Origin of the sequence: Neobacillus nitrireducens, from assembly GCF_030915405.1 — a bacterium.
Classification (GTDB): domain Bacteria; phylum Bacillota; class Bacilli; order Bacillales; family Cytobacillaceae; genus Neobacillus.
This window is the reverse complement of record NZ_CP133262.1, coordinates 5,098,289-5,110,219: the sequence shown is the minus strand read 5'-3', so window position 1 is coordinate 5,110,219 and position 11,931 is coordinate 5,098,289. Positions and strand designations below refer to the sequence as shown.

General features: G+C 35.9%; 13 protein-coding genes and 1 riboswitch. Of the genes, 6 read left to right on the top strand and 7 right to left on the bottom strand.

Annotated elements, in window-relative coordinates; all coding sequences use genetic code 11:
- The first annotated feature begins 193 nt into the window (after window positions 1–193).
- Window positions 194–808, top strand: a complete 615-nt coding sequence (locus RCG22_RS25120; RefSeq protein ID WP_308105132.1) for a PH domain-containing protein — start codon at window positions 194–196, stop codon at window positions 806–808.
- 44 nt (window positions 809–852) lie between these two features.
- On the opposite strand, the gene RCG22_RS25115 is transcribed toward RCG22_RS25120, so the two are convergent.
- Window positions 853–1,485: a nitroreductase family protein gene (locus tag RCG22_RS25115; RefSeq protein WP_308105131.1), complete on the bottom strand. Its 633-nt coding sequence runs from the start codon at window positions 1,483–1,485 to the stop codon at window positions 853–855.
- Between the two features lie 135 nt (window positions 1,486–1,620).
- Between RCG22_RS25115 and RCG22_RS25110 the strand changes: the two genes are divergently transcribed.
- Window positions 1,621–1,980 carry a winged helix-turn-helix transcriptional regulator gene (locus tag RCG22_RS25110; protein WP_308105130.1) on the top strand — a complete coding sequence of 120 codons (360 nt, stop codon included), beginning with the start codon at window positions 1,621–1,623 and terminating at the stop codon, window positions 1,978–1,980.
- 61 nt (window positions 1,981–2,041) lie between these two features.
- On the opposite strand, the gene RCG22_RS25105 is transcribed toward RCG22_RS25110, so the two are convergent.
- Entirely contained in the window at window positions 2,042–2,854 is an 813-nt protein-coding gene (locus RCG22_RS25105) for a YitT family protein (RefSeq protein WP_308105129.1), read from the bottom strand.
- A 226-nt stretch (window positions 2,855–3,080) separates the two neighbouring features.
- A riboswitch (Lysine riboswitch) is annotated at window positions 3,081–3,272 on the top strand.
- 102 nt (window positions 3,273–3,374) lie between these two features.
- On the opposite strand from RCG22_RS25105, the gene RCG22_RS25100 reads away from it, so the two are divergent.
- Window positions 3,375–4,856 carry an amino acid permease gene (locus RCG22_RS25100; protein WP_308105128.1) on the top strand — a complete coding sequence of 494 codons (1,482 nt, stop codon included), beginning with the start codon at window positions 3,375–3,377 and terminating at the stop codon, window positions 4,854–4,856.
- A 90-nt stretch (window positions 4,857–4,946) separates the two neighbouring features.
- Here RCG22_RS25100 and RCG22_RS25095 read toward each other — a convergent pair whose 3' ends face one another.
- The gene (locus RCG22_RS25095) at window positions 4,947–5,171 is read right to left on the bottom strand and encodes a helix-turn-helix domain-containing protein (RefSeq protein ID WP_066256434.1); all 225 of its coding nucleotides are present in this window, start codon (window positions 5,169–5,171) and stop codon (window positions 4,947–4,949) included.
- A gap of 124 nt (window positions 5,172–5,295) precedes the next feature.
- Here RCG22_RS25095 and RCG22_RS25090 point away from each other — a divergent pair, with 124 nt between their 5' ends.
- Window positions 5,296–5,469 (top strand): hypothetical protein, encoded by a 174-nt coding sequence (locus tag RCG22_RS25090; RefSeq protein ID WP_166252002.1) that lies wholly within the window; start codon window positions 5,296–5,298, stop codon window positions 5,467–5,469.
- Between the two features lie 54 nt (window positions 5,470–5,523).
- Here RCG22_RS25090 and asnS read toward each other — a convergent pair whose 3' ends face one another.
- The gene (gene asnS / locus RCG22_RS25085; protein WP_308105127.1) at window positions 5,524–6,915 is read right to left on the bottom strand and encodes an asparagine--tRNA ligase; all 1,392 of its coding nucleotides are present in this window, start codon (window positions 6,913–6,915) and stop codon (window positions 5,524–5,526) included.
- A gap of 173 nt (window positions 6,916–7,088) precedes the next feature.
- Entirely contained in the window at window positions 7,089–7,970 is an 882-nt protein-coding gene (locus RCG22_RS25080; RefSeq protein WP_308105126.1) for an alpha/beta hydrolase, read from the bottom strand.
- A 202-nt stretch (window positions 7,971–8,172) separates the two neighbouring features.
- Here RCG22_RS25080 and RCG22_RS25075 point away from each other — a divergent pair, with 202 nt between their 5' ends.
- Complete coding sequence (locus RCG22_RS25075; protein ID WP_066256444.1) at window positions 8,173–8,403, top strand: hypothetical protein; 231 nt, start codon at window positions 8,173–8,175, stop codon at window positions 8,401–8,403.
- Window positions 8,404–8,422: 19 nt separating this feature from the next.
- Here the strand turns inward: RCG22_RS25075 and RCG22_RS25070 are convergent, their stop codons facing one another.
- On the bottom strand, window positions 8,423–8,884 hold the full coding sequence (locus RCG22_RS25070; RefSeq protein ID WP_098261988.1) for a GNAT family N-acetyltransferase: 462 nt from the start codon (window positions 8,882–8,884) through the stop codon (window positions 8,423–8,425).
- Window positions 8,885–9,065: 181 nt separating this feature from the next.
- On the opposite strand from RCG22_RS25070, the gene RCG22_RS25065 reads away from it, so the two are divergent.
- Window positions 9,066–9,200 carry a BA3454 family stress response protein gene (locus RCG22_RS25065; protein ID WP_066256449.1) on the top strand — a complete coding sequence of 45 codons (135 nt, stop codon included), beginning with the start codon at window positions 9,066–9,068 and terminating at the stop codon, window positions 9,198–9,200.
- Window positions 9,201–9,300: 100 nt separating this feature from the next.
- Here RCG22_RS25065 and helD read toward each other — a convergent pair whose 3' ends face one another.
- Window positions 9,301–11,637 (bottom strand): RNA polymerase recycling motor HelD, encoded by a 2,337-nt coding sequence (gene helD / locus RCG22_RS25060; protein WP_308105125.1) that lies wholly within the window; start codon window positions 11,635–11,637, stop codon window positions 9,301–9,303.
- Between the last annotated feature and the right edge of the window lie 294 nt (window positions 11,638–11,931).

The following is an 11,931-nucleotide window of genomic DNA, read 5'->3' as shown; positions in this document are numbered from 1 at the left end:
AGTGTATTTTCCATTAAAAGAGGGAAACCGGCAAGTAGTTTCCCTCTTTTAATTAGTAGTTTGTTTATGATTTTTAGAAAAAAAGCCTACACCATTTTTTAAAACATAAATTTTTTTAGATACGAGTGAAACTTTCTCATTTTCCAATCGTAAACACTGTTGGAATGAATTTTTTCAAAGTGAGGTTGATACTATGTTTGGTAAGGTAGCTGCGGATATTTTAGGATTAAGTGATGTGGGATCAGTTATTAAGCCGGAGAATTATGATAAGGTCGATGCTGATGATTATGTCATGCATGAAGATAACGAAAAAATATATTTTCTAATTAAATCAAAGTCTGATGAATACTGTTTTACAAACAACGCCCTTATCCATTTAGATGGAACAAGCGCAACTAGCAAAAAACGGATGCTGCACCGTTATAGTTATGCAACAAATCGAATCTCTGACGTAAAACTTGAAACCGCAGGAACAGTTGACCTTGATGTAGAAATTAAGTTTAAAATCGGCTCAGAACCCTTCTCCATTGACGTTCATAAGAAACATATTGAAGAAGTTAAGGATTTGTATAAAGCTTTAATAAAAATCTCAGAAATCTCTCATGAAAATGAAATTTCCCTTCAGTTTGCTAAACAAAGCCTTGATGTGGCATCCACCACATTAGGCCGTGTAACTAGTCCGGACAGCAACTTGGTTGTCCAATTTAAAATGCTTAATCAAGCAGCCTTTCAGTGGTTAGAAGATAGCAAAAAGCAATACATTGTAAAAGATTTTGGCTATGTATTTGAGAAATATATTAATAACTAAAATAATGAAGCAGGCGCATGAAAAATTTTCATGCACCTGCTTTTTTATCTATATTCTATTAACACATCCTCCAATGGTAAACGTGTTGTATTGAAAGCAGGTGCTGCCGCCTTCCCTACAGAAATCAACACAATTGGGAAAAGACGATCGGAGACATTGAACATTTTCACGAATTTTTCTTTATCAAAGCCACCCATTGGAACCGTGTCATAGCCTTTGTCTTTTGCAATTAACATCAACTGCATCGATACTAAACCAGCATCAAATGAGGCAATATTTTTCAAGACCTCTTCTGGAGCAAATGGGTATGTTTTATTTGTACCTTCTATTAATCGATTCATATTAGCTTCGTCCATAAAACCAGCCTCATATGCACTTCGATAGACATTTTCTACACTTTTATACATTTCCTTATCGCCTAATACTGCAATAACGGCAGACGCTGTTTCTACTTGCTCTTGATTGTTGGCGATTGCTCTTAGTTCCTTTTTTGCCTCCTGATCTTGAATCACAATAAAACGCCAAGGTTGCAGATTACTAGAGGATGGTGCTTGTGTAGCTTCTTTTAGTATATCTTTAATTTCTTCCTGAGAAATAATGTATGTTGAATCATATTTTCTGACTGAATGACGTTCTTTTATTATTTCAGATAAACTTTTTATTAATGTGGTTTCCATGAGAGATTTCCCCCTGTGAATTTTTTAACTTACTAAAAATAAGTTCTAAAACATCTTACTATTAGTAAGTACCTATCGTCAAGAAATTAAAATATGGTATGATATAGTTAGAATAGTAAAAAAGAGGGATTTTATATGAGTGAACCTAACCATAAAGATTGTATGACTCATTCTGCAGAGGAAATAAAACATATATGTACTAACTTTCATAAGGCAATCGAATTTATCGGTAAACGCTGGATGGGTACTGTGATATATACGCTTATGGAAGGACCGAAGCGGTACCATGAAATTATATCATCCATTCCAGGAATATCTGATCGGCTCTTAACCGAACGCTTACGTGATTTAGAAAATGAGGGATTAATTGTCAAAAACATCATTACTACCACCCCCAAAAAAGTGGAATATGAATTGACTCCAACTGGTAAAGAACTAGATGAGGTTATACATGTCCTAATGAAATGGGTAAAAAATCGCGGGGAATCCCTGTGACATTGGATAACGATCTCCCACAAAAAAGGCTTGCACTATTTAGATAGATGCAAGCCTTTTTTTATGGACTTGGTCGATGAAACAGCCCCATAACCTCAATTGTTTCTGTGATATTCACGAAGGCACTTGAATCAACTTCTGAAATCAAGTTTTTAACTTCATTTAATTCATATCTAGAAATTACTGAAATCAAAACGTTCCTCTGGTTATTTGAGTACCCACCCACACCATCCATTACAGTTAGGCCACGATACAAATTCTTCAGTAAATGATTTCTCATCTCTTCGCCCTTTTCTGTAATGATCATTAACGTTAATTTAGCATGATCAGTATAGATTGCATCGACTACTTTCCCTGTCACAAATATGGACACTAAGGTATATAGTGCAGAATCCCAATCAAACATAAAACCACTAATCAATATAACTACAGCATTCATACCCGAAAGTAAAAGGCCAATCGGAAAATCTCTTTTTCTTGCTACAATCATGCCAATAATATCAAAGCCCCCGGTTGATCCAGAACAACGAAAAACAATACCTACCCCTAAACCGGTTAAGGCACCACCAAAAATAGCAGAAAGAATCCTATCATCGGCGATTGCGTATTGGGGAACGATGTAAAGGCCTATCGAGATAACAATGACCGAAAAAATCGAATTCACGATAAATTTTTTCCCTAACATTTTATAACCTATAATTAATAAGGGAAAATTCAGCAGGAAATTCGCCACCCCTGTATTAACCGGTGAAATCATCCCTAATATCATTGAAATTCCGCTCAACCCGCTGCTTAACACTTCATGTGGTATTAAGAAAAGGTTAAAGGCAACCACAATAATTAGAGACCCCAGTAACATTCCAACAATTTGCATGGTACAATTCCTCCTAATACAGGTAGTTAATTCTATTTAAAAATAATAACCGATTCTCTCATTTAAAGTAAATTAAATAATGAATTAAAAAGAAACTTAATTATCTTTCAATTCTAAACTGATAAGTTAAACATCTCATTTTTGGAAAAATATATTATTGACAATTTGAAAATAATATTTATACTTTAGTAATATATTAACTTCATATGTTAAATCCTCATCAAACCGATGAGGTAGAGGTCGCAGATTTTATTAGTAAACCGGACGAGATGTAAGAGACATCTTTGACTCCGTTTGAAAGGAAAAACTGCCGAAGTGTGCTTTTATCTCTATAAAAAGCATGCTGGGGCTGTATCCGAATAGGAACAGAACTGTCATGTTTAGTCCTACCAGCTAAGCGTGTTGAGCTATCTTTCGGAAGGTATGATGCGGGGTATTAATAATGCCATCGATTATTCCTCGATGGCATTTTTTATTCCAAACTCCTTCTCGAAAAAATTAAAAAAGAGGAGTCAAGACTATGCAAACTGCAAAAGTTTTAAAAGAGAGTGAATACACTAGTGATTTAACAATACAACAGGAACCAACGGAATTAAAACGCAGCTTAAAATCTCGTCACCTAACGATGATTTCCCTCGGTGGAACGATTGGAACAGGGCTTTTTCTAGCAAGTGGCGGCGCAATCCATTCTGCGGGACCAGGCGGTGCAATCCTTTCCTACCTCGTTATTGGTATCATGGTATACTTTTTGATGCAAGGTTTAGCAGAAATGGGTGCTTATATGCCTGTTGCCGGCAGCTTTAGTACGTATGCAACGAAATTTGTTGATCCTTCCCTTGGTTTTGCCCTAGGTTGGAACTATTGGTATAACTGGGCCATTACAATTGCAGCAGAATTAGCTGCGGTTACGATGATAATGAAATTTTGGTTTCCAAATACACCTTCATTCATTTGGAGCGGTATCTTTTTAGTGATCATGTTTCTCTTAAATTATCTTTCTGTTAAAGGCTTTGGGGAAGCAGAATATTGGTTTTCCTTAATTAAAGTAGTCACTGTCATTATTTTTGTCATTACTGGTACGTTAATGATTTTTGGAATTATGGGTAATGAAGCGGTTGGCTTTAAAAACTTTACGATTGGTGATGCTCCCTTCCACGGCGGCTTTTTATCGATGTTAGGTATCTTTATGGCTGCAGGCTTCTCCTTCCAAGGAACCGAACTATTAGGGGTTGCTGCTGGGGAAACGGAAGATCCGAAGAAAGCCATTCCACATGCAGTGAAACAGGTTTTCTGGCGTATTCTGTTGTTCTATGTTTTAGCTATATTTGTAATCGGATTACTTATTCCATATACCAACGGGAATTTAGCCAATGGTGATATAACCGTTAGTCCATTTACGTTAGTGTTTCAAAAAGCAGGGATCGCTTTCGCGGCTTCCATTATGAATGCTGTTATTCTTACGGCCGTATTATCAGCCGGAAATTCAGGAATGTATGCGTCCACCCGGATGCTTTGGGATTTGGCCCGTCAAGGTAAAGCCCCGAAATTCCTTGGTAAATTAAACAAAAAAGGTGTTCCGGTTAATGCATTAATTGCAACTACCTTAGTTGGAACACTCGCTTTCCTAGCTTCCTTCTTTGGAGATGGAACCGTTTATATTTGGTTGTTAAATGCTTCAGGGATGTCTGGTTTTATTGCATGGCTAGGTATTGCTATTTGCCATTATCGTTTTCGCAAGGCATTTATTGCTCAGGGCAAAGACCTTAGCTCGTTACCTTATAAATCGAAATTCTTCCCATTCGGTCCGATTTTCGCCTTTCTAGTCTGTGGATTTGTTGTTTTAGGACAAAATTATTCTGCTTTCATGGGTGACCACATCGATTGGAATGGTGTACTAGTTTCATATGTCGGACTGCCATTATTCCTTATTGTATGGTTAGGATATAAATTCACTAAGAAAACGAAAGTTATTCCTTTAGATAAATGTGATCTAAGAAATTAATTGATAGAAAATAGCACGCGAAAAATTTCGCGTGCTACTTTCTCACCTAAATAAAAAAACAGACTCCATTGAAGAGTCTGTTATTACGTATTACGCTTTCTTTTCCTCTGATGACCAAATGTATAAGTCTTCAATAGAGCAATTTAATTCTCTTGAAATTGTCATTGCCGTATTTAAATTCATCACTTTTTTGGACAAGTAGTCGTTGAGTTGAGTTTGAGGAATACTTGTATTCCTTTCTAAACTTTCCAAGTCCATGCCCTTTTTTGATAATAGCGCTTTGAGGTTACTCTTTTTTGCTTTATAATTTGTCAAAATGACACCTCACTTTTTTAAAAGTATAACACAATTAGTTCGTAATTGAAAGGAAGAACGGTTTACCCTTTCCTCCTTGGCTTATGTTATACTTAATATTGAATAGGCAAAGGAGTTGTTAATCATGAAAAGCTCAAACAATCAATTTAAAAACGGACAGTCAGTTAACATTAAAGAAACTGGCGAGGTCGTCACCATTTTAAAATCACAATATGTTAAAAACATGAAAAGATATTCTTATATCGTTAAGGAACATCCAGAAACTTTCTTTTTCGAAGAGGAATTAAAGGTTCTATAATAAATGAAAAAAAGAGAAGGTCGATTCCCTGAATCGGCCTTCTCCTTTTTTTAATTAAAATTCAGCATTTCCTGTTGTTCTTGGGAATGGAATAACGTCTCTAATATTAGTCATTCCAGTTAAGTACATAATTAAACGTTCAAACCCAATACCATAGCCGGAATGTTTTGTTCCACCATATTTTCTTAATTCTAGGTACCACCAATAATCTTCTTCATTCATTCCAAGTTCATTAATTTTCCCAGCCAAAATCTCTTCACGTTCTTCACGCTGACTGCCGCCAATCAATTCACCAATACCAGGTACAAGTAAATCTGTTGCTGCTACTGTTTTGTTGTCCTCATTTAATCTCATATAGAAGGCTTTGATTTCTTTTGGATAGTCCGTAACAAATACTGGACGCTTGAAAACTTTTTCACTTAAATAACGTTCATGTTCAGTTTGCAGATCAAGACCCCATTCGACCGGATAACCAAAGGATTCTCCAGATTCCTTTAAAATCTCAATCGCTTCCGTATACGTCACACGGCCAAAGTCTGCTGTATAGGCATTATTTAGACGATCTAATAGGCCTTTCTCAATAAAACTGTTAAAGAAGTTCATTTCTTCAGGCGCTTGTTCAAGTACATAACCGATCACATATTTCACCATTTCTTCAGCTAAGTCCATAACATCTGGAAGTTCAGCAAAGGCAAGTTCCGGTTCTACCATCCAAAATTCAGCTGCATGTCGGGCTGTATTGGAATTCTCTGCTCTAAACGTTGGGCCGAAGGTATAGACATTCCGGAATGCCAATGCAAACGCCTCAGCCGAAAGCTGTCCGCTCACAGTTAGATTTGTTTCTTTATTAAAGAAATCCTTGGTTAAATCCGTTTTACCCTCTTCATTTTTTGGAAGATTGTCCATATCCAGCGTTGTTACTCGGAACATTTCACCTGCACCTTCTGTATCACTGCCAGTGATAATTGGTGAGTGAACATACACAAACCCTTTATCTTGGAAAAATTTATGAAGTGCATAAGAAGCAAGAGATCTCACACGGAAAACAGCTGAAAACGTATTGGTCCTCGGGCGTAAATGGGCTATCGTTCTTAAATATTCAAACGAATGCTTCTTCTTTTGTAAAGGATAATCGACATTTGACGAACCTTCAATCACAATGTCAGTTGCTTTAATTTCAAAAGGCTGTTTCGCTTGAGGAGTATGAATAAAATCTCCTACAACCCTAATGGATGAGCTAATTGGAAGCTTCGCAATTTCCTTAAAGTTCTCTAATTGCTCATCAAATACAATCTGCACCCCTTTAAAAAAGCTGCCATCATTTAGTTCAATGAAACCAAAAGTTTTGGAATCACGAATGGTACGGATCCATCCGGATAACTGTATTTTTTGTTCAATATAGCTTTCCGTATTTCTGTACAAATCCTTGATTAAGGTTTGTTTCATTGGTTTTCCTCCTAGATCTTATGTAAAAAAGCAAAAACCTTCCATCCTTTTGGGACGAAAGGTAAAATTCCACAGCACTATCATCGTTTTTCTTTTATCCCTTCAACATTATATAAAATACCATATCAAGTAAGCAATATTCAACAAATATTACCGTTTGGAAACGATTTATTTTAGTTTTTTGTCGATTCTTTTGATAAAATGTCATCTTGTAACCAAAAATGCTCAGAAAGCCATTTTTGGCGATCCAGTATAGCTGATTTACAATTGGTAAAAAGGTGATCGGTATCATACCATATGATTTTTTTGGGAGAACTTGCAGCAGCATAAAAAGTAACAGAATGGTCTCGTTCAATAAACTCGTCATTAGTGGCGAATTGGAAGAGTATCGATGCCGGTGCGGCATTTTTTACAAAGTTAATTGCATCTAATTTTCTTAGGCTTGAAACATAATATTCAAATCGTTCAGTTGGTAAAAAACTACGAATGATTGCTGCCATTGGATGTTCACTTGTCAATTGCCATTCCGAAGTTTGCCCATATCCGGATATCAAGACAAAAGTATTAATTCGCGAATCAATTCCTGCTATGACGCCGCCCATGGCCGCTCCAAAACCATGTCCAATAAATGCAATCCGTGCTTCATCCACGATCGACAGCTTACAAAGTAGAGTAATTCCCCTCCTTATATCCATTACTGTTTGAATATATTTTTGGATATCCGCTAAGAATTCAACACTTTTTATGAACTCTTTCCTTTCTTCAAACACCTGCCCCCCATCCCCTTCAAAGTACGGTGTTTCGATTAAGAGTGAAATATAGCCCTTTTTTACAAGCATTTGAGCTTCGCGAAGAAATGTCTTTCTATTTCCTTGACTTGGGTGCATAAAAATTACAGCAGGAAACGGCCCTCCATTATCTGGAGTTAACAGAAAAGCAGACACTTGTCCACTGAAAGGGCTTTCAAATTTGACATCGGTAATAGAATAACCTTCTTCTGTACTAGTACCAATCACCTCAAATTCTGCTTGTGTTTCTTCTTCGTAATCAAACATTCCTTACCGCCCCCGCGAAGATTCTTTTTTATAATTTATTTGAATTTTCTGAATGGCAGAACATAATAATCTATAAATCTCAATTCCTTGCGTCAATTTCTCTAAAGTTTTTTAAAATTTTCAGAATATTAGCAGGAAAAACATAGCTAATCGTCGAAATAATAAAATATCGTTAATACTTGATGTAAGAGGAGTGTTTGATGTGGACAAGATTACATGTATTGCCTACCTTTTATACAAGTCATCTAAGAATCAAGGCATTAGGGAAAAAGCGATTCAATTATTGAATGGCGATGTGTCCATTCGCGATTTAAAAAGAAATGTATCTATTCAAGCTAATGTAATGATTGCAGAATCGTTGCTGAAAAAAAATAAAATCGATAAAGATCAAGTCCAGCTGTTCGCCGAGCAATTTATGTATCAAGAAATCTAATGGATGGATTTTGGAACCTTTATCCAATTTGTTTTTGATAACAAAAAATACCACTACCTTTTTGGGTTGTTGCAGTATTATAATAGATGAATCCTAACGATTCCCAGAAGCGTTTAGCCTTTACATTCTCTTTTAACACACCAATCCTAATACTCTTCTCACCTCGTTTGAGCATCTCACTTTCGTATATTGCAAATGCCTGTGCACCGAAACCATAACCTTGATAATCACCATGTAGCAGTAATAGACCAAGCCAAGGGTAATGGTCCTTTGGATTCTCTAATAAGTAATCAATTAATCCAATATAGGTGTCATCAAGCTTTATAAATGCGCTGATTGAATTCGGATTTAAGAATTCTTCTTCCATGTCAGCTAGTGTTCTCTCCTCTTTGCCATTTTCAAAAATATTATATTCTGGATTTGAGTTTATCATTTCGAGTGCAATATACAACGTTTCTTTTTTTACCACTTCAAAATACATGGAGAATGTTTGCCTCCCTATTGTTTTTTCTAAAACAATTATATCAAACCTGTATATTTTAGTAACCTTTGTCGAACAATTATCGTCATAATTATTTAATTAACCTACTACACTTAATCGTTGTGTAATTTTTTGATTACACTTTTCAACCTACAATTTAAATTAAAAAGGAGATTTTATTATGGTACAAGTAGAAGTAACAGTAACTTTCGAAGGAAAAAGCTATTTAACGAACGTCATTGCCAATCGGGAAACATCCGAGGACGAAATATTCCAACTTGCCTTGGAACAAGTTCAAAAACAATGGAAAAAATAACATATCAAAAACCAGCAGAAGTCGATTCTGCTGGTTTTTGATTTTCGATAAAGGTTATCCATTTCGTGCGAATGGATGGTGCATAGATTGATATTGGAGATTAATTTTTACTATCTAGTGAGTAAGTATCTTTAGGTGCAACCTCCATTAGCGGACTTATCCCGGCTGTCGAAATCATGTGTAGTTCATGCATCGCCCTTGTGCAGACAGTATAAAATAATTTCCGTTCACTTTCTTTTTTATATTGAGAACAATCATACAAAACAACCGCATCGAATTCAATTCCTTTAGCAAGATAGGATGGGATGACGAGAATACCTTTTTCATAGGAAATTGTCCCCTTCTCAATTAGATGAAGCGGAATATCCGTTTTGAGTGCTTCAAAAGCCCTTTTGCTTTCATCTGCTGTCCTGCAGATTATGGCTATGGTTCGATGGCCTTCATTTTGAAAATCTTTAATTTTCTTAATTACTTGTTCAATTATTTCATTAGGTCTAACAATGGTTACTAATGGCTTTCTGCCTGGACGGTTAAAGGGGACAATATTTTCCCCACCCTCAATCAACGAACTGGTAAAGTTTACAATCTCTTTTGTTGATCGATAGGTTTTGGTAAGGACAAACGATTCGATTGTCTCTCCTGAGATATTTAGGTCTGATAATACGGTTTCCGCACCAGTGGCACCAGAAAATATCGCTTGATTAAAATCACCAAGTAATGTCATTTTGCTAAATGGAAATAACTTTTGGATGAAAGCAAACTGTAATGGAGAGTAATCCTGCGCTTCATCAATAAAAATATGACGAATGGCAGACTTGTTCTTCCGACCTTCAATCAAATCCTGGAGATACACATATGGTGTGGCATCTTCATAAGGAATTTCCATCTCCTTAAGTTTTCCAACTGTCTGATTGCTAATTTGTTCCCAATCTATAGGCAAGCGTTCATCCATATATTCAGCATATTTAAAAAGCTGACGATAAATCTTAGGTGTATCAATAAACCGCAAACTTTTTACTCTTACAAATAATGGTTTGAATTTTTCTTTCACGATCATTTCTGCAAGGAGTTTCTGCTCCTGTTCAAAATCATCAAAGGTATTTTCAGAAAACTGATTTTTTTCCTGCAGCTTTTTAAATACCTCCATAAAATCCTCTTTATCAAGATATTGGACTTCTTCCTCCACCCAACTTCTCGACCGTTCTTGTCTAACCTTTCGCTTTAAATCTCTTAAAAGCCATTCCTTAACAAGCTGCATCCGGTTTGGGATGCTAATGCCTTCTTCCAGTGAATAAAAATAGTCATGAATTTCCTTTTTAGAAATTAATACATCTCCCCTAAATGATAAATCCCTAAAAATTAGTCCTTTTTTCACTAAACCTTGTGTATATCGATCAATGATACTTTTAAAATCAAGGCTTGCTTTAAAACGAATTCCTTCAACTCTTATATGATATTCCTTTTCTTGATCATCCCCACTTAACAAATATTCCATTTGCGTAAAGGGATCTTCAATATGAAATTCTCTTCCTAATCGGGAATTTAAATATTCCTGGAAAGTGGATTGCTGCATATTTTCTTCACCCAACTCAGGTAATACTGTTGCTACATAGCTATTAAACAACGGGTTCGGCGAAAATAGCATAATGTTTTCCGAATTTAATGTTCCGCGATAACGATAGAGCAAGTAGGCAACACGTTGCAGCGCAGCTGATGTTTTACCACTTCCAGCTACCCCTTGGACGATCAGTATTTTCGCGCGTTCATTACGAATAATTTCATTTTGTTCTCGTTGAATGGTGGCAACAATACTCTTCATTTGAGTACTCGCATTATTTCCAAGTACCTCCTGCAGCATTTCATCGCCAATAGTTACGCCGGTATCAAACATTCCTTTAATTTCTGAAGCTCTAATAATAAATTGACGTTTTAAGTTCATTTCCCCTTCAATCGTTCCTTCAGGGGTTTTATATTGGGCAGGTCCAGGAGAGTAGTCATAATAAATGCTTGATATAGGTGCACGCCAGTCATAAATCAAGAAGTTTTCATCATGCTCATCCATTAACGATGCAATTCCTAGGTATACTTGATCGCCAGATTCTTCACCTTTTTCTAAAAAATCTATCCGCCCGAAGTAAGGGGAATACTTTAACCTTGATAAGGTTTTGAGATGTTTATCTAAATGTTTATGGGTCCTCTCCCGTTCAGAGAGCAACTCGGCCTGTTGTTTGATACTTGCTGCCGTTTCTATCATATCATCTGGTTCATCCATATTGACCGTTACGTCTTCCCAAAAATCTTTTCTAATTTCGAGAACATCAGAGCCTACTTTCCCGGCATTTATCTTTAACTTATTTATTTTTTTATCGATTTCATTTACAACCGTGGTCACTCTTCTTTGTTCCATTTGCCAGTCTTTGCTCTGTAAATCGCTCATCCAACCACTCTCCAGATAAAGTTTTGGTCATTTGTTGACAATCGAATCATTTTGTGATAATGTTATAATAGGTATTTTATCAGTTAATCATCTTTAAATATTTATGCCAATAGTCATTTTATCATGCTCCTTCTACATTATCAAGGAGTTTTTTGCATGTAATTAACAAACGCCTTATGGGCGTTTTTTTTTTCATCTAAATTCATTTAGTCCTCTAGAGATAGTATTCGTGAAAATTCAAAAAAAATTTATATAATCTAATTGACAATTAGTTGGTCAACAACATATAATTTA